Origin of the sequence: Calditerrivibrio sp., from assembly GCF_049968475.1 — a bacterium.
GTDB lineage: Bacteria > Chrysiogenota > Deferribacteres > Deferribacterales > Calditerrivibrionaceae > Calditerrivibrio > Calditerrivibrio nitroreducens_A.
Window position 1 is genome coordinate 203,106 of the sequence record NZ_JBMFQS010000001.1, and the last position, 20,526, is coordinate 223,631.

At 36.3% G+C, this 20,526-nt stretch carries 23 protein-coding genes and 4 tRNA genes; 23 read left to right on the top strand and 4 right to left on the bottom strand.

Annotation, left to right across the window (positions count from 1 at the left end; all coding sequences use genetic code 11):
• From ACP5Q2_RS01035 to ACP5Q2_RS01080, 10 genes are all read left to right on the top strand, one after another.
• Positions 1–1,026, top strand: a complete 1,026-nt coding sequence (locus ACP5Q2_RS01035) for a rod shape-determining protein (protein ID WP_428096282.1) — start codon at positions 1–3, stop codon at positions 1,024–1,026.
• Complete coding sequence (gene mreC, locus ACP5Q2_RS01040) at positions 1,014–1,826, top strand: rod shape-determining protein MreC (RefSeq protein ID WP_428096285.1); 813 nt, start codon at positions 1,014–1,016, stop codon at positions 1,824–1,826. The genes ACP5Q2_RS01035 and mreC overlap by 13 nt, the downstream gene beginning before the upstream one ends.
• Positions 1,827–2,308: 482 nt before the next feature.
• On the top strand, positions 2,309–4,066 hold the full coding sequence (gene mrdA, locus ACP5Q2_RS01045; RefSeq protein ID WP_428096956.1) for a penicillin-binding protein 2: 1,758 nt from the start codon (positions 2,309–2,311) through the stop codon (positions 4,064–4,066).
• Positions 4,050–5,168, top strand: coding sequence for a rod shape-determining protein RodA (gene rodA / locus ACP5Q2_RS01050; RefSeq protein ID WP_428096287.1), 1,119 nt, complete (start codon positions 4,050–4,052; stop codon positions 5,166–5,168). Before mrdA ends, rodA begins: the two co-directional genes overlap by 17 nt.
• Positions 5,165–7,555 carry a TIGR03960 family B12-binding radical SAM protein gene (locus ACP5Q2_RS01055; protein ID WP_428096290.1) on the top strand — a complete coding sequence of 797 codons (2,391 nt, stop codon included), beginning with the start codon at positions 5,165–5,167 and terminating at the stop codon, positions 7,553–7,555. Before rodA ends, ACP5Q2_RS01055 begins: the two co-directional genes overlap by 4 nt.
• Positions 7,548–7,958: a Fur family transcriptional regulator gene (locus ACP5Q2_RS01060; RefSeq protein ID WP_428096293.1), complete on the top strand. Its 411-nt coding sequence runs from the start codon at positions 7,548–7,550 to the stop codon at positions 7,956–7,958. The genes ACP5Q2_RS01055 and ACP5Q2_RS01060 overlap by 8 nt, the downstream gene beginning before the upstream one ends.
• 14 nt (positions 7,959–7,972) lie before the next feature.
• Positions 7,973–8,080 (top strand): RCKP-type rubredoxin-like domain-containing protein, encoded by a 108-nt coding sequence (locus tag ACP5Q2_RS01065; RefSeq protein WP_148223166.1) that lies wholly within the window; start codon positions 7,973–7,975, stop codon positions 8,078–8,080.
• Positions 8,046–8,861: a TIGR02757 family protein gene (locus ACP5Q2_RS01070; RefSeq protein WP_428096296.1), complete on the top strand. Its 816-nt coding sequence runs from the start codon at positions 8,046–8,048 to the stop codon at positions 8,859–8,861. Before ACP5Q2_RS01065 ends, ACP5Q2_RS01070 begins: the two co-directional genes overlap by 35 nt.
• Positions 8,862–8,916: 55 nt before the next feature.
• Positions 8,917–9,234 carry a thioredoxin gene (trxA, locus tag ACP5Q2_RS01075; RefSeq protein ID WP_424604719.1) on the top strand — a complete coding sequence of 106 codons (318 nt, stop codon included), beginning with the start codon at positions 8,917–8,919 and terminating at the stop codon, positions 9,232–9,234.
• 10 nt (positions 9,235–9,244) lie between these two features.
• A complete protein-coding gene (locus ACP5Q2_RS01080) occupies positions 9,245–9,442 on the top strand; it encodes an FmdB family zinc ribbon protein (protein ID WP_424604720.1) in 198 nt (65 codons plus the stop codon).
• Between the two features lie 79 nt (positions 9,443–9,521).
• Here ACP5Q2_RS01080 and ACP5Q2_RS01085 read toward each other — a convergent pair whose 3' ends face one another.
• Positions 9,522–9,800, bottom strand: coding sequence for an HU family DNA-binding protein (locus tag ACP5Q2_RS01085; RefSeq protein WP_013450501.1), 279 nt, complete (start codon positions 9,798–9,800; stop codon positions 9,522–9,524).
• Positions 9,801–9,956: 156 nt separating this feature from the next.
• On the opposite strand from ACP5Q2_RS01085, the gene ACP5Q2_RS01090 reads away from it, so the two are divergent.
• The 8 genes from ACP5Q2_RS01090 (at position 9,957) to smpB (ending at position 14,371) form a co-directional block, all read left to right on the top strand.
• Positions 9,957–11,108 carry a pyridoxal-phosphate-dependent aminotransferase family protein gene (locus ACP5Q2_RS01090; protein WP_428096300.1) on the top strand — a complete coding sequence of 384 codons (1,152 nt, stop codon included), beginning with the start codon at positions 9,957–9,959 and terminating at the stop codon, positions 11,106–11,108.
• The gene (locus ACP5Q2_RS01095) at positions 11,109–12,152 is read left to right on the top strand and encodes an ATP phosphoribosyltransferase regulatory subunit (RefSeq protein ID WP_428096303.1); all 1,044 of its coding nucleotides are present in this window, start codon (positions 11,109–11,111) and stop codon (positions 12,150–12,152) included. It abuts the gene before it with no gap.
• 19 nt (positions 12,153–12,171) lie between these two features.
• On the top strand, positions 12,172–13,458 hold the full coding sequence (locus ACP5Q2_RS01100) for an adenylosuccinate synthase (protein ID WP_424604723.1): 1,287 nt from the start codon (positions 12,172–12,174) through the stop codon (positions 13,456–13,458).
• Positions 13,459–13,551: 93 nt separating this feature from the next.
• Positions 13,552–13,624, top strand: a tRNA-Lys gene (locus tag ACP5Q2_RS01105).
• 3 nt (positions 13,625–13,627) lie between these two features.
• A tRNA-Glu gene (locus ACP5Q2_RS01110) sits at positions 13,628–13,702 on the top strand.
• A 9-nt stretch (positions 13,703–13,711) separates the two neighbouring features.
• Positions 13,712–13,784, top strand: a tRNA-Val gene (locus tag ACP5Q2_RS01115).
• Positions 13,785–13,790: 6 nt separating this feature from the next.
• A tRNA-Asp gene (locus ACP5Q2_RS01120) sits at positions 13,791–13,864 on the top strand.
• A gap of 51 nt (positions 13,865–13,915) precedes the next feature.
• A complete protein-coding gene (smpB, locus tag ACP5Q2_RS01125; protein ID WP_424604724.1) occupies positions 13,916–14,371 on the top strand; it encodes an SsrA-binding protein SmpB in 456 nt (151 codons plus the stop codon).
• Here the strand turns inward: smpB and ACP5Q2_RS01130 are convergent.
• The 3 genes from ACP5Q2_RS01130 to ACP5Q2_RS01140 are packed head-to-tail and all read right to left on the bottom strand — an operon-like array spanning position 14,336 to position 15,733.
• On the bottom strand, positions 14,336–14,740 hold the full coding sequence (locus tag ACP5Q2_RS01130) for a hypothetical protein (protein WP_424604725.1): 405 nt from the start codon (positions 14,738–14,740) through the stop codon (positions 14,336–14,338). The genes smpB and ACP5Q2_RS01130 overlap by 36 nt on opposite strands.
• Positions 14,733–15,248, bottom strand: coding sequence for a hypothetical protein (locus ACP5Q2_RS01135; RefSeq protein ID WP_424604726.1), 516 nt, complete (start codon positions 15,246–15,248; stop codon positions 14,733–14,735). The genes ACP5Q2_RS01130 and ACP5Q2_RS01135 overlap by 8 nt, the downstream gene beginning before the upstream one ends.
• A 2-nt stretch (positions 15,249–15,250) precedes the next feature.
• Positions 15,251–15,733 (bottom strand): Crp/Fnr family transcriptional regulator, encoded by a 483-nt coding sequence (locus tag ACP5Q2_RS01140; RefSeq protein WP_424604727.1) that lies wholly within the window; start codon positions 15,731–15,733, stop codon positions 15,251–15,253.
• Between the two features lie 57 nt (positions 15,734–15,790).
• Between ACP5Q2_RS01140 and ACP5Q2_RS01145 the strand changes: the two genes are divergently transcribed.
• The 5 genes from ACP5Q2_RS01145 to ACP5Q2_RS01165 are packed head-to-tail and all read left to right on the top strand — an operon-like array spanning position 15,791 to position 20,526.
• Positions 15,791–17,167, top strand: a complete 1,377-nt coding sequence (locus ACP5Q2_RS01145) for a class II fumarate hydratase (protein ID WP_428096308.1) — start codon at positions 15,791–15,793, stop codon at positions 17,165–17,167.
• Between the two features lie 3 nt (positions 17,168–17,170).
• Complete coding sequence (gene pxpB, locus ACP5Q2_RS01150; protein WP_428096311.1) at positions 17,171–17,893, top strand: 5-oxoprolinase subunit B family protein; 723 nt, start codon at positions 17,171–17,173, stop codon at positions 17,891–17,893.
• Positions 17,886–18,824 (top strand): biotin-dependent carboxyltransferase family protein, encoded by a 939-nt coding sequence (locus ACP5Q2_RS01155; protein ID WP_428096314.1) that lies wholly within the window; start codon positions 17,886–17,888, stop codon positions 18,822–18,824. Before pxpB ends, ACP5Q2_RS01155 begins: the two co-directional genes overlap by 8 nt.
• Positions 18,814–19,545 (top strand): 5-oxoprolinase subunit PxpA, encoded by a 732-nt coding sequence (locus ACP5Q2_RS01160; protein WP_428096317.1) that lies wholly within the window; start codon positions 18,814–18,816, stop codon positions 19,543–19,545. Before ACP5Q2_RS01155 ends, ACP5Q2_RS01160 begins: the two co-directional genes overlap by 11 nt.
• A 21-nt stretch (positions 19,546–19,566) precedes the next feature.
• Positions 19,567–20,526, top strand: a complete 960-nt coding sequence (locus ACP5Q2_RS01165) for a TRAP transporter substrate-binding protein (protein ID WP_428096320.1) — start codon at positions 19,567–19,569, stop codon at positions 20,524–20,526.

Consider the following 20,526-nt stretch of genomic DNA (forward strand, 5'->3'; position numbering starts at 1 on the left):
ATGATTTTTGATAGATTATTAAATATGTTTTCAAATGATCTTGCAGTGGATTTAGGAACTGCAAATACATTAATCTACGTCAAGGGTAAAGGTATAGTTTGTAGTGAGCCATCTGTTGTAGCCATAAATAATGATACTAAAGAGATTTTAGCTGTGGGATCAGAGGCTAAAAGTATGTTAGGTAGAACCCCTGCAAATATTGTTGCCATAAGGCCTATGAAAGATGGGGTTATATCAAATTTTGAAATCACAGAAAAGATGTTGAGATATTTCATTACAAAGGTTAATAACAGAAAGTCTTTTGTTAGACCAAGAATAATTGTTGCTGTACCTTCAGGGGTAACTCAGGTGGAGAAAAGAGCTGTAAAGGATTCCGCAATACAGGCTGGTGCCCGTGAGGTTTATATAGTGGAAGAACCTATGGCTGCAGCCATAGGGGCAGGATTGCCTATCCAGGAGCCTTCCGGCAATATGATAGTTGATATAGGTGGAGGTACCACTGAAGTGGCTGTTATCTCCCTATCAGGTATTGTTTATGCAAACTCTGTGAGGGTTGGTGGGGATGAGATGGATGAAGCCATAGTCAATTACATAAAAAGAAATTACAACCTGTTGATTGGTACATCCACAGCAGAAAAGATCAAGATGGAAATCGGTTCTGCATACCGTCTTGAGGAAGAGATGAGTATAGAGATAAAGGGAAGAGATCTTTTAAATGGAATTCCTAAAACCGTTGAAATAACGGATAGCGAAATAAGAGAAGCCTTGAGTGATGCTGTTTCCAAAATTGTGGATGCCGTAAAAAGCGCTCTGGAGAAGACGCCACCTGAGCTTTCTGCTGATATTGTGGATAGGGGTATTGTTTTATCCGGAGGTGGTGCATTATTAAAAGGATTGGATAAAAAACTTGCCGAGGAGACAGGGTTGCCGATTATTGTGGCTGATGACCCCTTAAAAGCCGTTGCTTATGGGGCTGGCAAGGTACTTGATGAGTTAGATCTACTTAAAAAGGTATGCATAGACTAAAAGATTTATGGAAGAAGATTTTAATCTTCTTCCTGTTTTTTATTTTTTTAATTATCTTACAGATAAGAAATCCCGAAATAAGAGGTCCATTCAGAGGTATATTGGGAAATATATTGAATCCTTTGGTGTACTATTCTTATAAAGTTTATGATGGTATCTCATCTTTATTCGATAATTATATCTATCTTGTAAATGCAAAAAAGGAGAATGAAGCTTTGAAACAGAGGCTTACGGCGTTAAATATACAAAATAGAATTCTAAATGAAAAACTGCATGAATACGAACAGCTTAAAAAAATATTAAGGTTTAAGGATAATTATCAAGTAGAATTTCTTGCGGCATCTGTAGTTGGTAAACATATTGATGGATATAGTAAATATATTTTCATAAATGTGGGGCAGGCTGACGGGGCTCTAATAAATGATAGCGTAGCGAATGAAATGGGATTGATTGGTAAGATCGTGGATGTTGTGAAAAATAGATCCAAGGTGCTGCTTATTACCGATCCAAACAACAAAGTGAGCGTCATGAACCTTAGAACCAGAACAACAGGGATAATGAGCGGTGATGGTAGTGGTGGTCTTGTGGTGGAGTTTTATGATAAGCTTGATAAGGTGTATAAAGGTGATATATTTGTGACATCAGGTCTTGGTGGTCTATACATTAAAGGTTTAGCGGTTGGGAAAGTTTATGCATATTCCAACAATCCATCAGATATCTTCCAGAGGGTTTACTTAAAACCGTTAGTCAATTTCAACTCGATCGAAAATTTAGTTGTTATAAAGAGTAAAAATGATTAAAATGGTTTTGTCATTAACGCTATCTTTGTTGTTTTACATCGTTTATCACCTATTTACTTTGTCTAATTACATTGATATTGTTTTACTATCGATCATTATCTTCTTTGATTTTACGGATGAGGATCTGTTTTTTTATATTATTCCTCTTTCTTTGTTGAATGACTATATGCTTGATTTATATTTTGGAATTTCCTCTATACTATTTTTAATTATATATCTCTTTCGAATATTGATAAGTAAAAATATGTTTTTTAAGAGTCAGCTCTTAAAATTCGTATATTACTTTTCTTCTGTGATATTTTACAATGTTGCGGTATCAAAATTTTTGGGTATAGGAGTCGAAACGATGGCTTTAACTATCCCGATCAGACTCTTTTTAGATATTGCAATAATTTATATTGTGAACACTTTTTTGGAGTCTAAATTTGTTGTTTCGTACGGTAAATGATAAAATTATAAAGATTTTTAATAAAAGACTCACTTTGTTATTTTTTGTCTTTCTAATGTTTATTTTCTTCATTGTAATCAGACTCTTTTTTCTTCAGATAATTTATTACGATAAATATAAAACACTTTCTGACAACAACAGGATAAGGATAGTGAGATTTTTTGCCAGCAGAGGAATGATTATGGATCGTAAGGGGGTTGTGTTTGTAAAAAATGCTCCCAGCTATAATCTTACCCTTTTAAAAGAGGATGTAAAGGATTTAAAAGGTACCATAGAAAAATTGAGTACGGTGTTAAATATAAATATAGATACAGTACAAAAAAGATTAAAAAATTCATACCCGTATGTGCCAATAGTTATAAAAAGGGGGCTTTCATTTGAGGAGATGTCTTATTTTATGGAGCATTCACAGGATTTTCCGGGTGTTAAAATTGATCTTGAGACTTCTCGGAAATATGAAGATGGTGAGGCTGTTAGTCATCTTGTTGGATACTTAGGGGAGGTAAACCTTGATGAGATAGAAAAATATGGGATATACTTTCCGGGGGATTTAATAGGTAAGACCGGGTTGGAAAAGTATTACGAGGCAATTTTAAGGGGGAAAAATGGTCTAAAATATGTTGAAGTGGATAGTCTGGGACAAGCTGTGAATATTACAAACGTGAAAGACCCTGTTCCGGGAAACAATATTGCACTTACGATAGATTTCAACATGCAGAAATATGCAAAAGAATTATTTACCGGCAAAAAAGGTGCTGTAGTTATTCTTAAAATAGATGGTAATGAAGTAATAACACTGTTTTCTGCTCCAACGTTTAATTTAAACGATTTTGTTCCATATATAAGTGAAGATAAATGGAAACAACTACACAATGACGATAAACCACTCATTAATAGAGCTACGGAGGCAGCATATCCTCCCGGATCTGTCTTCAAAGTTTTAATGGCTACTGCTGCGTTAAATGAAAAAGTGATAACACCAAATACTACGTTCAACTGTAATGGAGAGTTTAGCTATGGTAATCTTACTTATAGATGCTGGAATAAAGATGGTCATGGTGTAGTAAATCTTAAAAAATCTATTGCAGAATCCTGTGATGTCTATTACTACAATGTGGGGTTAAAATTGGGTATAGATAATATTGTAAAATATGCAAAAGGTTTGGGATTGGGAAGTAAAACAGGGATAGATCTTCCAACGGAAAGTGCAGGTAATTTTCCGGATAGGGATTGGAAAAAAAAGGTTTTCAAGCAGGGTTGGTACCCGGGGGAGACCATCATTACATCTATAGGACAGGGTTATATGACCACAACACCTCTGCAGCTGGCGGTTATGTTAAGTGGGATATTTAATGGAGGGAAGCTATACAAGCCAAGACTGCTTGATAAAATTATCACAACTAAAGAGGTATACAAGATAAATAGCGAATTGATCAATGATATGCATATTCCAAAAGATGTTGTATCCACAGTGCTTGATGCGGTGGTGGAAACGGTAATGGGGGAAAGGGGAACTGCTTACAGGGCAAAAGTGGATGGCATATTGGTTGGTGGTAAGACCGGTACAGCCCAGGTGGTGGGGCTCAAAAAGACGGAGAATATGAATCAGGATCAGATTCCTGAAAAATATAGGGATCATTCCTGGTTTGGTGGAGTATTTCCGGCGGATAACCCACAATACGTCATTGTGGTGTTTGTGGAGCACGGAGGTGCCGGAAGTTCCGGAGCTACTCCAATAGCTGGGGCTTTAATTAACAAAATGGTGCAATTGGGTTATGTTTCAGGTAGATAAAAGGCTATTTAAAAATTTTGATGTTTATCTTAGCGGTGTAATTCTGTCAATTCTCTTGTATGGCTTCATCGCTGTGTATAGCGCATCATATGATCCCACGGCCAATAAGTTTTCAACATTTTATATAAAGCAGTTATATTGGGCGCTGATAGGGATATCTTTTTACATATTTTTCTCATTTTTCAATTATAAGCATTTGATCAAGTGGAATGTTATCTTTTATATACTTGGTCTGGTTATATTAGCACTTGTTTTGGTAATCGGTCATATAGGTATGGGGGCTCAGAGATGGATTAATATTGGGGGTTTTAGATTTCAGCCATCCGAATTTTTCAAAATAGTTTTTATTCTTATGATGCCTAAAATCTACAACGACTTTGATGGAAATAAGATAGGGTTGATGGATGTAATAAAGAAGTTTTGGCTTGTATTGCCCCCATTCATACTTGTATTTTTACAGCCAGACCTCGGTACTGCGATGGTTTTTCTTGCGGTTTGGGGGATATTGTTACTTTTTAGGGGGGTTAAAACAAAAACTTTGATATTTTTTTTGATATTATCCGTCGTAATTACTCCTGTAATGTGGAACAAACTTCATGATTATCAACGGGAGAGGGTGCTTACCTTTTTAAATCCGGAGAGCGATCCTTACGGTGCTGGATACCATGTGATTCAATCTAAGATTGCCATAGGATCTGGTGGTATAACCGGGAAAGGTCTTCTAAAGGGTACCCAGTCCCATCTCAAATTTCTACCTGAGAGGCATACAGATTTTATATTTGCTTTGATTAATGAAGAATTTGGATTTTTAGGTGGGGTTTTGATGATTGGGCTGTTTGGATTTCTTATCTTCAGGCTTTTGTATGTTGCTCAAAAAACTAAAGAATTTTCCGGTAGAATACTTCTGGTGGCCATTGCATCGCTTATCTTTTTTCAGTTCTTTGTTAATGCAGGAATGACACTTGGGTTACTCCCCGTTGTGGGGATACCTATGCCTCTTGTCAGTTATGGAGGATCTGCGCTTATCACCTTTATGACACTACTTGGAATAGCTAATTCCATATCCATTAGAAAATTTGATTCCCCTGGAGACGTTAGATGACAGATTATATAAAAAGATTGACCATGGTTTCTAAGCCTGTGAGATATATCAATAATGAAATTAATAGCATTCATAAGAAGATAAATGATGGCATTGTCAAAGTTTGTCTTGCCTTTCCCGATACATATGAGATAGGGATGTCGCACTTAGGGATGAAGATATTATATGAATCGCTAAATTCTTCGGATAAGATTGTGGCGGAGAGATTTTTTGTGCCATGGATGGATGCAATTACGATTATGGGGGAGGATCTTTTTGTTTCCCTTGAATCGAAAATACCACTAAATAGGTTTGATATTTTAGGTTTTAGTTTGCAGTATGAGCTATCCTATTCAAATATTATATTGACGTTAAAATATTCTAAAATACCATTTTGGAGCAGTGAAAGATCTGAAAATGATCCTATTATTGTGGCTGGTGGTCCCTGCGTATACAATCCTGCCCCATTAAACAGGATTGTGGATGCGTTTTTTGTGGGGGAAATGGATGATGAATTTCGAAAGGTTTTGGAAGGAGTTTTGAAATTTAGAAGTAGAAAAGATAGGTTGGAATATCTAAACAGTTTCCCTTTTGTTTATGTTCCTATTTTAGATTATAATAAAATAGTTAAAAGAAATATTTTTACAGAATTTTCTCACAAAACAAATCTCAAAAACCAGATTGTACCACTTATGCCAGTGGTACAGGATAGGGTAAGTATAGAGATATCAAGGGGCTGTACCCGTGGATGCAGATTTTGTCAGGCGGGTATGATCTATAGACCTTCGAGGGAACAGAATGTAGAGAAGATAATATCAGATGGATTATCCCTTTTAAATAAGACAGGTTACAATGAGATATCCCTGATGTCGTTATCGGCATCAGACTACAGTAGTATTTCAGAGCTTTTGTTATCGCTATCGGAGTTGGTTAAAAATGATAAAATATCATTATCCCTTCCTTCTCTGAGGGTTGATAAGATAGATGATTTCATCTTTGAGTCTCTTTCCAAGGTGAGAAAATCTGGTTTTACCATTGCTCCGGAAGCTGGTTCCCAGAGGATGAGGGATATTATTAATAAAAATATATCTGAGGATGAAATCTTTACAGCAGTTGAAAAGGCTCAGAAAAATGGTTGGAGTAGTGCAAAACTGTACTTTATGGTGGGGCTACCGTTTGAAACGGATGATGATGTGGCGGAAATAGCCGAACTGGTGAAAAGACTAAAACTAAATTTTAGAGGCAAAAATAGTATAGATATAACAGCGTCTGTGTCAAATTTTGTTCCTAAACCATTCACCCCTTTTCAGTGGCATCCACAGAATAGAAGAGAAGACTTTTTAAGAAAACACAACATGTTAAAAGACCTTTTTAAAAGGTATAAGATCAATTTTAAGATGCACAATATCGATCAGAGTGTCATGGAAGGAGTTTTCTCCAGAGGGGATGATAGGCTAAACGATATCATAATAAAAGCAGTAGAATCCGGGTGTTGTTTCGATGGTTGGAATGAATATTTTGATATGAGTAAGTGGAGAGATACCTTCGACGATTACGGTTATAGCGTTGAAGAGTTTGCTTGTAAAGAATATAAATATGATGATATCCTACCATGGGACAATATTGATCCTCTTGTAAGTAAAGATTTTTTGTGGGGAGAATATCAAAAAAGCTCCAGTGGTATACTGATACCTGACTGTAAAACTGAAAGATGTACAGGATGTGGTGTGTGTGATTTTGATAAAATAAAGAATATCAAGGCAGATAAGTATGATATAGAGATCAAAGCAGAGATTGATGACTTTAAAGAGATCAACTACTCGGTAATTTTTACCAAAAAAGGTTTTTCATCATTATTATCCGCCCTTGAAGTGAGTAGAGTCTTTTCCCATGCCTTTAATATTATCGGATACCGATTGTCGTATTCAAAAGGGTTTAACCCCCAACCTCGAATTAATTATGTTTACCCTTTGCCAGTGGGTGTTGAAGGGGAAAATGAAATATTGTTGATTAGAGGAGATGAGATAACAGATCTGGATAATTTAATTAAAAGATTAAATGTAATTCTACCGGATGGTTTGGTGGTGAAAGAGATTGGAAAAATCTCAAAATATGAACAGGGGGATGCCGATGTTATCTACAGATTTGAAAAGGATGATTATTGCTTTTTGAAAAGTTTGTATGAAAGAGGTGAAGCGTATTACATTAAGAAGAGTAAAAAGGGTGAAAATAAAATAATAAATATAGATCAGTACTTTCCGAGATTTAATGATAATAAGGTTATGATATCTTTAAAAATTAGTAATATGGGTGGCTATAATCCTCTTGATTTTTTTAAATATACGAATTATAATTATAACAAGATAGTGAGAGAGAAAATAATTTTAAAGGGGTTAGAATATGTTTAAAGAGATGGCTTTGCAGGCTTTAAAAGAGAATGGTTACAAAATTACCAAACCAAGAGAATGGATAATTGAGTATCTGGATGGTAACAAAAATCACCCTACAGCCCTTGAAATATTTGATGATATCAGAAAAAATGATAAATCTATATCCTTTGCCACAGTGTATAATACACTTGAAACGCTTGTCAAATCAGGTATTGTAAATGAGATATCTGTGGATTCCCAAAGTAGCAGATTTGATCCTGATACATCTGAACATATCCATTTTGTTTGTGTTAAATGTAAAAAAGTTTCTGATATTTATAATTCATCCTTTGGAAAATTTTTGAAAAATATTCCGGGAAAGGTCAATGGGTACAACGTGATAATCAAGGGTGAATGTGAAGATTGCATAGAAAAATCTTAAATCAGGAGGTATAGATGGCTGTTTTTGTTTGTAAATCCTGTGGTGAAAAAAAAGAAGGCAGGTGTAAGCCAAAAAAATGCCCAAAATGTGGAGGAACAAACACATTTGAGAAACAGGGATAGTATTTTACTTTTTTTAGAGAGATCTTACAAGGTTTACAATAGGGTCGAGTTTATTGAAACCGACCCTATTTTTTTTCCCACCAGTTACAAAGGGGATAAAGAGTACGTTGCCTTTGTATCTGCTCTATTTGCATATGGAAGAGTAAACCTTATAAAAGATTTTCTCATACGGTTTTTCGATTACTACGGAAATGATCCATTTAATAATATAGTAGAAGAAAATAGAGCTGTTTATTATAGGTTTCAAACCTCGAAGGACATTTTTAACCTTTATGTAATGATTTCGGAAATATATGAAAAATATGGTTCCATTGAGGGGGCTTTTCTGTTTTTTTCAGACAAATTGGAGGAGGCGCTTAGGAGATTTGTGTTGTATTGTAGAGAATTTGGTCAAAAAAGATCATTGGATAGAGGTTTTTTTCAACTTTTTCCTGATCCTGAAAGCTCCGGGCTAAAGAGATTTAGAATGTTTTTACGATGGATGATCAGAAAAGACGAAATAGATTTTGGACTGTGGAAGAATTTTGACAGGAAAGATTTAATATATCCTATAGATACACACATCCTTAGGTTTGCATACAAAAATGGGATTGTAAGTAATGAAACAAATAGTTTAAAAAATGCATTAAAGATTACAGAGTTTTTTAGAGATATAAATTCTTCAGATCCCTTAAAATACGATTTTACCCTCACCAGGCTTGGGATGGTGAACAATTGTAAATTTAAAAAAGATTATAACTGCGAATTTTGCGCCCATGTCATAAATTGCCCTTTTTGTTGACAAATATTCAAATTAGTATATATTATCAAAAGACAATATTGTTAAGGAGGCTATAATGGCTTTGGTATTTACAGAAAGCAATTTTCAATCTGAGGTTCTGTCAAGTGATGTTCCTGTATTGGTGGATTTCTGGGCGGTTTGGTGTGGCCCTTGTAAGATGCTTGCCCCCACGATAGATGCCCTTGCTGCTGAATTTGAAGGTAAAGCAAAAATAGGTAAAGTGAATGTTGATGAGAATCAACATCTTGCAGCCCAATATGGTATTATGAGCATCCCTACTGTTATGATATTCAAAAACGGTAAGGTAGTTGAGCAGTTTATCGGTGTTCAGCCAAAAGGTGTGTATATTGAGGCATTAAAGAAATATTTATAAGAGGTTTCAAATGCCTATATACGAGTTTAGATGCAACGATTGTGGAAAGCAATTTTCCAAGCTTATTTTAAAAAAGGATGATACAGCACAGTGTCCAAATTGCAAATCTGAAAATGTAGAAAAGCTTATATCTGCTGTTTCATCGTTTTCTTCTGCAAAAGGGGGATCTTCAAGTAGTTGCGGTGGTGGATTTAGTGGATTTAGATGAGGTTAAAACTTTCACCCGTGTGGTGGAAAGATATATGGGGGCTATAAAGCCCCTTTTTTTATATAAAATAAAATTATGCCTATTTAAGAAGAGCCAACTTAATTTCTCTGCTTGGTTTGAAATAAGGCACACTTTTGGCTTCTACTATTACTTTTTCACCAGTTTTAGGGTTTCTGGCTTCTTTTCTATTTTTTTTCCTTACTTTAAAGGAACCGAAGCCCCTGATCTCCACTTTTTCATCTGATTCAAGTGCTGATTTTATAGAGTTAAAAACGCCATTTACGATAAACTCCACCTGTCTTTTGCTAAGATGAGGATTTTCTTCAGCAATCTTTTCTATTAATTCTGATTTATTCATACCGAATCTCCTTAAAAAATTTTGAAATATATATAATGCTTTTATACAACTATTTGATAAGTGTCAAGTAAAATGTTTACGTTAATTTTCTATTGAAATTTGTTTAATAAAAGATATAATTCATCTGTTAAAATATTATGAAACTTTGGGGTGAATATGTTAAAAAGGTATCTTCTATCTCCGGGGCCAACGCCGGTTCCTGAAAAGGTTCTTCTTGATATGGCTATGCCTATGATACATCACAGGACATCTGAGTTTTCAAATATATTTAAAGAAGTAAGAGAAGGACTAAAGCCGATATTTGGCACCAGACAGGATGTTTTGACCATTGCGGGAAGTGGTACTGCGGCAATGGAGGCTGCTATTGTAAACACGCTGAATGAAGGTGATAAAGTCCTTGTGGTAAATGCAGGTAAATTTGGTAAAAGATGGGTGGAGATCGCCACCACATATGGGCTTGAGGTTATAACAATTGATATTGAGTGGGGTAGGTCAGTAAGGCCAGAGCAGGTGGAGTCGAAGCTTATCGCTCATCCTGAGATAAAGGCTGTTTTGGTTCAGGCAAGTGAGACATCCACCACTGCTTACCATCCGATTGAAGAGATAGGGAAGATTGTTTCATTGAGAGATGAAACGCTGCTTATCGTTGACGGTATCACCTCTGTGGGGGTATACGAAACAAAAATGGATGAATGGGGAATAGATATACTCATCACAGGTTCCCAGAAAGCTTTTATGCTACCACCAGGGCTTGCCCTTATAGCATTGTCTGAAAAAGCTTGGAAGTTTACAGAAAAATCCAGGATTCCTAAATTTTATCTCAATCTGAAAAAAGAAAGGAAATCTCAGCTGGAGAATACCACTTCATGGACGCCTGCCGTTAGTCTTATTATCGGATTGAAATCTGTACTTGAAATTATGAATAAAGAGGGTTTACCAAACGTATATAAAAGACATGCATTGTGTGCTGAAGCCACACGTAAGGGGCTTATGGCTATGGGTTTTGAACTTCTGGCGAAGGATATCCCTTCTAATTCCGCCACAGGTATAGTTTTACCGGAAGGTTTTGATGGAGGTAAGTTTGTTAAGCTGATGAGGGAAAAAGCTGGACTGACTTTTGCAGGTGGGCAGGACCATCTGAAGGGTAAAATATTGAGGATTTCCCATCTTGGTTACCATGATTTTTTCGATACCATTATAGCATTATCCTCTTTGGAGATGGGTTTTTCCCAGTTTGGTCTTAAGGTCGAATTGGGGGCAGGTGTAAAAGTGGCGGAAGAGATTTTTAAAAATCACATGGGTGTTTAGATGCCAAGTTTATCTGCTATTGATCGTGCAAAAAATATGAATAGGATCATCAGTATAATATCTGATGTCCTATCACTTTATGGCTATTCTGAAATTTTTTTACCGATCTATGAGTATTATGATGTATTGGCGGATAAAACCTTTAATTTCAAAGATGAAAATATCATAAGATTTATAGATAGAAATACTGGTAAATCACTTGTTTTAAGACCTGACTTCACCCCTCAGGTCTGCAGAATTGTGGCAAATTATCTGTCAGATATGCCTCTTCCGATAAGATTGTCTTACAGTGGAAGAGTTTTTCGTAATGTGGGGATTCATAAAGGTATGAAATCTGAGAAATATCAGGTTGGGGGTGAGCTTTTTGGTGCTGATGAGGAGTCTGGAGATCTCGAACTTCTCTTGATAGTTAAAAGGGTGATGAATAGATTAAAAATAGACAATTATAAAATAGTTATTGGAGATAAAAGATTTTTAAATATCCTTTCAAATTTTATAGATATTCAACCATTGTTAAAGATATTAGAGAGCAAAAATTATTCAGAGATGGAGATCTATTTAAAGAATCTACCACAGGACAGCGGGATTTATGACCTTATAAGTTATCTTCCAGATGCCTTCGGTGGACTGGGTGTATTGGATAACATTTATTCCCTTTCAAATTTTTCAGAAACTCTAAAAGAAAGGGTTCTATACCTAAAAGGGATTATTGAAAAGTTTATAGAAATTGGGGGAGATATTGATAAGGTTGTGTTTGATGTGAGCGAAACGAGGGGACTTAATTATTATACCGGTATTAATTTTGATATTATATCTATTGATAATGGTAATTTGCTTGGTGGTGGTGGCAGGTATGATAAATTGATGGAAAAGTTTGGCTATGGGATTACAGCTGCAGGGGTGGCTTTTAATGTGGAGGAGATATTGTCGTTGATAGGTGTTGATAAATATATAGATGAAAATATGGTTTTTATAGATCAGGGAAAAAGTATAAAAGTGGCTGAAAAACTTAGGGATGAGTCAGTTAAAGTGTTTTTTAAATAGATAAGTAAGGAGTTAATCTATGAGTTGTGTAGTTGTATTAGGTGCCCAATGGGGCGATGAAGGTAAAGGTAAAGTTGTAGATATCTACACAAAACAGGCGGATGTTGTAGTAAGATATTCAGGTGGACATAATGCTGGACATACTGTGGTGATAAACGGTGAAAAGTATATATTACACCTAATTCCGTCTGGAATAATGCATAAAGACAAATATAATATCATTGCCAATGGGGTTGTGGTGGATCCTCAGGCTTTGATAGAGGAGATGGAGGATCTCAAGGCCAAAGGGATCGATTTTACCGGCAGACTTTTTATAAGTAAAAGGGCACATCTAATAATGCCTTACCATAGAATATTCGATAAGTTTAGCGAAAATAAGAAGGGAAGCAAAAAGATTGGTACCACTGGTAGAGGGATAGGCCCCTGTTATGCAGATAAAGCTGCAAGGGTGGGGATAAGGGTGTGTGATCTTTACGATAGCGAAGTGCTTAAGGAGAAGATTTTTCAGAATGTGGAAGAAGTTAATGCCATCGCATCTAAAGTGTACAATATAGAGACGCTGGATCCACAGAAGGTCTATGACGAATATATTAGATATGCCGAAATACTTGCTCCTTTCATAGCTGAGACATCATATCTTATAAATAGATTAGCAGCCGAAGGTAAGAAGATTATGATGGAAGGGGCACAGGGTACACTCCTTGATGTGGATCATGGTACATTCCCTTATGTTACCTCCAGCAATCCCACCACAGGTGGAGCATTTACCGGTACTGGATTATCTCCTAAATATCTGACGAATGTTGTTGCTGTTACCAAGGCTTATACCACCAGAGTTGGTAGTGGTCCATTTCCCACTGAATTGAATGATGAGATGGGGGAACGTTTGCGTAAAGTTGGAAATGAATATGGAGCTACAACAGGTAGACCAAGAAGATGCGGATGGCTTGATCTGGTGGCAATGAAATATTCAAAAATGCTCAACGGCATTGATTATTTAGCCCTTACAAAGCTTGATGTCCTTACAGGTATAGATACCATCAAGGTGTGCGTTGGGTATGAATATCAGGGGAAAATTCTTGAAACATTTCCACCAGAGATAAAAATACTTGAAAACTGTACGCCAGTTTATAGGGAGTTTGCAGGTTGGAAGGAGGATTTATCTAAGGTAAAAGTTTACGAAGAACTTCCAGAAAATGCCAAGAGATATCTAGATTTTATAAAAGATTTCCTTGGTATAAAATATGCTCTTATCTCTGTTGGCACAGACAGAACAGAGACTATAAACATAAATGAGGTATTTTAAAAAAATGAAAAAAACGAAATTTTTTCTTGACTTTGTGAAATAGTTTTGATATAAGACTCATCCGCTGGTTTTGAATAGGCCAGTGGAAAAGGGGAGCCGTTAGCTCAGTAGGTAGAGCAACTGCCTTTTAAGCAGTGGGTCGTAGGTTCGAATCCTACACGGCTCATTTGTCCCCATCGTCTAGCCTGGCCTAGGACACCGGCCTTTCACGTCGGCAACAGGGGTTCAAATCCCCTTGGGGACGCTATAAATCGGGCGGTTAGCTCAGCTGGGAGAGCATCGGCCTTACAAGCCGAGGGTCGTAGGTTCGATCCCTGCACCGCCCATACATTGGGGGCGTAGTTCAGTTGGTTAGAACGCTGGCCTGTCACGTCAGAGGTCGCGAGTTCGAGTCTCGTCGTCCCCGTTTTACCAAAGCCGCTTAAAGCGGCTTTTTTTATATCTAAAGAGGAGTCCAATGAAGGTTTTAACCCAGAACAGGAAAGCTTATCATGATTATGAAATCCTTGAAACTTATGAAGCTGGTATAGTTCTTCAGGGGACAGAGGTAAAGTCATGTAAAAATGGCCAGGTGAATCTAAAAGACTCCCATATAAGAATAGTCAATGGGGAAGCATTTTTGCTGAATGCTCATATATCACCTTATGAGCAGGGGAATTATACAAATCATGAACCCACAAGAACGAGAAAACTTCTACTAAATAAGCGGGAGATCAATAAATTGGCTGGTAAAGTACAGGAAAAAGGTCTTACGCTTGTTCCGCTTAAAATGTATCTAAAGAAAAATAGGGTGAAACTTGAGATTGCTTTGGCAAAAGGTAAAAAGACGCATGATAAAAGGGATGAAATAAAGAAAAAAGATTTAGAAAAAGAGTTTTCACGAGATTTTAAAAATAGTTACAAAATAAGATAATTTTTTATTAATTATATAATAGATTGCCACTGTGACAAATGCAGCAATTCCCATACTTCCACCGAGACCATTAAATTTTATAAGAAAGTTTGTATAAGATACTGTGGCAATAAAACTTATAATGAGTATATCTTTAAATTTACTAATTATATTCTGACCACTCATGGAGATAAATGCCGAGATTATCATAACATTGGAGATGTCCGTTACCGTTTTTATTTCATTGATAGTTATAACTCTTTCCACAATACCAGCCATGATAATCATTAAGGAAGCACCACCCACTGGTCCAAAATCTAAATGGTAAACAAAGTAAAAAGATATAGATATTGATAGAATGAAAGATATGTAAAGTATAACCTCATGCATATACGACCATTTTAAGTAAAATAATTATCAAAACAGATGTAAAAGCTATACTCCCCAATTTACCCCCAAAACCTATAAAGTGGTTTTTGACATAAATGTATAAAATTGCTGCTATTAATGATGCTAAGAATAATTCTGTAAAACCTGTGAAAAAAACAGGGGATGTCATCCCCACAAAAGAACCACAGAATATCGGAAATTGAGCAAAAAGTAGCTGTTTGTATAATCTCCCCATTAAAAAAGCAGTAAAACCCACCAGTCCGGAGGCTAAAGCTGTACCGGTGATTTTTGCAAGATAAAAAGTAATTATTCCTCCTGTGATTACGAGCATTAGATCGAGCATAAGCAGTGGATGGGGGGTTCTTTTTTTATCTTCTGCGGATTTTATGTAATCATAACTAAATATTAATAATGTCGCAATGGATGTGATGCCTAAAAAATTAAAACCAGATTGTAGTTGGGGTAGAAAAAGAAAAAGAAGTGAAGATAATAGTATAATCAGATACATTATTATGTTATAGCACTTATCACGGATGCCTTTATTATATTTTTTATTCTTTCTTCCACCTTGTAAAGTCTATCCGCAAGAGTCTTTGCTAATATGAAGGCAAATTTTCCAAAAGCTAATGGATGCTCATTTTTAAATCTAAACAGACTATCCCTGGTCATGGAAAGAAGCGTTACATCGGTTTTTGCAAACGCATTTGCGGATCTGGGGTAATCGGTAATTATTGCCATTTCCCCGAAGAAGTCACCTTTTTTTAAAGATGAGATGAAAAATATCACTTCATCCGATATAGATTTGGAAATGCCCACCTCACCTTCTAAAATAAAATAAAATTTATTTCCAAATTCACCTTCTTTGATGATTTTATTTACCTTTTCAAACTTTTCGATTTCGCAGAAAGATATAAGAGTGTTTAATTCTTCATTTGTAAGATCTAAAAACTTGGGATCAGTTCTGAGAAGTGAGAATATTTTTTCATTTGTCATTTCTTTCTCCTATGTTATAATCTTAATATATATTATAAAAAACTTCAAGGGGGTTTTATGGGATATAGAGTGGAAAAAGATAGTATGGGGGAGGTTAAGGTACCTGAGGAAGTATATTGGGGGGCTCAGACGGCAAGGGCTATTGAAAATTTTGTCATCTCAGAAGAACAATTGCCTGTTGAATTTATAAAAGCTATTGCAATAGTAAAAATGGCATCTGCCATTTCTAATGTTGAGCTTGGGTTACTTGATAAAACCAAAGGTGATGCAATAATAAAAGCTTCTCTTGAGGTTATTGAAGGGAATTTTGACGATCAGTTCCCTATCGATATATTTCAGACAGGATCTGCCACATCCACAAATATGAACGTAAATGAAGTCATTGCCAATAGAGCCTGTGAATTACTTGGTGGCAAAAAAGGGGATAAGAAATTATGTCACCCAAATGATGATGTTAATAGAGGGCAATCCAGCAACGATGTTATACCCACAGCTATACATATTTCGTTTGTGCTGGAGGGGAAAAAGTTAATTGTGGCGCTTGAGAATCTGGCAAAAGTTTTTGAAAAAAAGGTTGAAGAGTTTAAGGATATAATAAAGATAGGTAGAACACATCTGATGGATGCTGTACCGATGACACTGGGGCAGGAATTTTCCGGATATCTTTATCAGGTGAAAAACTCCATTAGAAGATTAAGGGATGCAGAAAAATATCTATTTGAACTACCCCTTGGAGGAACTGCCCTTGGGACAGGGATAAATACACACCCTGAGTTTGCAAAGATTGCTATCAAGGAGATCGGGGGATTTACAGGGGTAGATTTCAAACAGGCTGAAAATCTTTTTGAAGGGATTGCATCAAAGGATGCTACAGTTTTCTTTGCCGGGGCTTTAAATACCCTTGCGGTATCTTTGATGAAGATTGCAAACGATTTAAGATTACTGAGCTCTGGCCCCCGCTGTGGGATTGGTGAGTTATCTCTTCCTTCACTACAGCCCGGAAGCTCCATAATGCCCGGCAAGGTAAATCCGGTAATTCCGGAGGCTACAATACAGGTGGCGGCGGAAGTGATGGGGAATGTACATACCATGACTATTGCTGGTGCTAGTAGTTTGCTTGATCTTAACGTTATGATGCCTCTCATAGCTTACAAAGGTTTGAGATCCATCAAACTACTTGTAAATCTTATAAATACTCTTGGGGATAAATGTATAAAAGGTATAGAGGCAAATATTGATAGATGCGAAGAACTTGTGGAATGGTCAATGGCTATAGTAACACCACTTGCCCTTAAAGTAGGATATGATAAGGCTGCAGAGATAGCTTATAAGGCATTTAATGAAAGAAAGACCGTAAAACAGGTGGTGAAAGAGATGGGGATAATGTCAAATGAAGAGGTGGAAGATTTTTTTGATCCCAAAAAGATGATTTAGATTATGATAATAGAGCGAATTTCAGATAGAAAGATTAAAATAATACTTGGGGAACAGATAGATATTTTAACCAATATTAGAATCAATAGATTTATCTCTTTGATTAAAGAAAGGTTTCCGGATTTAGTTAATACGATTATTGCTTATTCTTCAGCCTATTGTGAATTTGATTCTGCTATTGATATGGATGAATTGGGAAGAATCTTTGAATCTTTTACTGATGAAGAGCCTGATCTAGGTGTAAAGATAGTAGTGAAGGAAATTCCCGTCTGTTATGACGATGAATTCTCTCCTGATAGGGATTTTGTGGAAAGTTATACAGGGCTTAGCTTCAATGAGGTGGTAAGAATACATACAGAACGGATTTACTACGTATATTTTATTGGTTTTTTGCCAGGGTTTCCTTATCTAGGTGGTTTGGACAAAAGGATACATATCCCAAGAAAAAAAGAACCAAGGATGTTGGTGGAGGCAGGTTCTGTTGGTATCGGTGGTGTACAGACTGGAATATATCCATTGGATAGCCCTGGAGGATGGCAGATAATAGGGAGAACACCGATTAAGTTGTTTGACAAACAAAAAAAAGAACCGTTTCTTTTGAAATCTTCAGAAGGGGTTTTATTTAAAAAGATAGATAAAAAAGAGTTTGATGAAATTTTAAAAGATGATGGATATATATTAAATTCATTTTATATGGAACTTAAAAAGGTGATAGGTCATGATTAGAGTTTTGGATGGAGGTCTTTTTACGACCGTTCAGGATAGGGGTAGGTTTGGACTTGGTGAGTTTGGTATACCAAAGTCAGGGACGATGGATGATTTTTCCTACGAACTTGGGAATATACTAGTGGGTAATTTTGATGGAGAAGCAGCCCTTGAATTCACACAGAAGGCGGGAGTATATGAATTTCTATCAGATTGCATAATTGTCCTTGCTGGAGTGGATTTTGGTTTTAGTATAAATGATGAACCTGTGGAGGTTTTTAAAACATATTTTGCCAAAAAAGGGTCTATTTTAAAAGACTTAGGAAGCAAAGCTGGATATAGATCGTATCTATCTGTTGCAGGTGGGATAGATGTACCTCTGGAGCTTGGTAGCAGATCTACATTTGTTAGAGGGGGAATCGGTGGTATTAATGGAAGAAAGCTGCAGAAAGGGGATCTGTTAAGAATTGGGGAGAACAGATTCAGATTAAAACGCCCCATAAGACTTGGGAAAAAAGAACAACCAGATTTTGATATATCCAGAATAAGAATTATACCTTCACCACGAATGAAAAATATTGAAAATTTTTTAAATGTAAAATATAATGTCACTATGAATATTGATAGAATGGGGATAAGGTTAAAAAATAGTGAAAAAATTTCTTCGAATATTGAATATGATATTATATCCGAGCCGGTTTTACCTGGGGTGGTGCAGATAAACAACTCCGGAGAACCCACAATACTAATGAACGATTGTCAGACAACAGGTGGATATAGAATACTTGGATATGTAATCGATGCAGATCTTTATAAGGTTGCCCAGCTAAGGCCGAAGGATAGTATATCATTTGAATTGATAGATTTTAATCAGGCTTGTGCTATAATTAGTAAGAGAAATAACATGTATAGGAAACTTAAAATTGCTGTGGAGTTGAGTTATGAGTATTGAACTTAATTGTGATCTTGGTGAGAGTTTTGGTGCTTACAAGATTGGTAATGATGAGGAGTTGATTAAGTATGTGGATAGGGTGAATATCGCCTGCGGTTTTCATGCCGGAGATCCCATTGTTATGGATAAAACTGTATCTTTGGCAAAGGAGTACAACGTAAAAGTTGGGGCACACCCATCCTACAGAGATTTGGTTGGATTTGGCAGAAGATTTCTGGATGCCTCAACAAAAGAGATTGAAAATGATATTATTTATCAGATAGGGGCTCTACATGCCTTTTGTTTGAAACATTCGATACCTCTTGATCATGTTAAACCCCACGGAGCTCTTTACAATAGAGCAGCGGTGGATTTTGATACAGCTATGGCGATTGCAAGGGGTATAAAAGCTTTTGATAGAAATTTAAAAATGGTCGTACTTTGTAATTCAGAGATGGTAAGGGCAGCTGAAATGGTGGGGCTTAAATACCTGCAGGAGGCTTTTGCCGATAGACACTACGATGATGATGGGAAGCTTGTGAGTAGAAAGTATAGTGGGGCGGTGATAGGTGATCTTAATATTATACTCACAAGGGTGAAGAGGATGATAAACGATGGGGTTGTGGAGTCTATAAATGGAAAAGAGGTAAAACTAAATCCCGATACAATATGTGTTCATGGTGACAATGAAAAAGCTCTCGAAATAACTAAAAATCTAAATTTGCTAATGAAAGAAAAATAAAAATAGCAAAGGAGGTAAAGTATGAAGAGATTTTTAACGTTGGTATTTTGTTTGGTTTTTTCTGCTTTTGGTTTTGCCATTGAAAAATGGGATATGCCTACGCCATATCCTGTGGGGAATTTCCATACCGTAAACATTCAGAAGTTTGCGGATGATGTGGAAAAGATGACAGGTGGTAAGATTAAAATTACCGTGCATCCCAATGCTTCCCTTTTTAAAATGGGTGAGATCAAAAGAGCTGTTCAAACTGGTCAGGTTCAGATAGGGGAAGTAATATTCTCCTCATTGGAGAATGAAGATCCAATAATGGGAATAGACGCAGTGCCGTTTCTTGCAACTGGGTATGATGAAGCTTCAAAGCTATGGAAAATATCAAAACCAGTTATCGAAAAAAGATTCGATGCGCAGGGGTTGAAGATACTTTTTTCAGTTCCATGGCCTCCTCAGGGGCTTTATACTAAAAAAGAGATTAACAGTATTGCAGATCTTAAGGGTTTGAAGCTTAGATCGTATAACCCCACAATCTCCAGAATAGCTGAGTTGGTGGGGGCTCAACCGGTCACAATACAGGCGGCGGAGCTTGCTCAGGCACTTGCAACTGGCGTCGTAAATGCTTTTATCTCTTCTTCTGCAACAGGTGTTGATACAAAAGCATGGGAAACAATGACATATTTTTATGATATAAAGGCTTGGCTTCCAAAGAATGTTGTTTTTGTAAATAAAAAGATGTTTGAGTCTCTTTCAAAAAGTGATAGAGATGCTATTTTAAAAGCAGCTGAGATTGCTGAAAAAAGAGGATGGGAGATGAGTAAAGAAAATTATGCCTCAACTAAAAAAACTCTTTCCGAAAAGATGAAGGTGATGGAACCATCAAAACAACTTAAAGATAGTCTTGCTAAAATAGGAGAGACATTAACCAATGACTGGCTTAAAAAAGCTGGTAAAGATGGGGAAACTTTAATAAAAGAGTTTAATAAATAA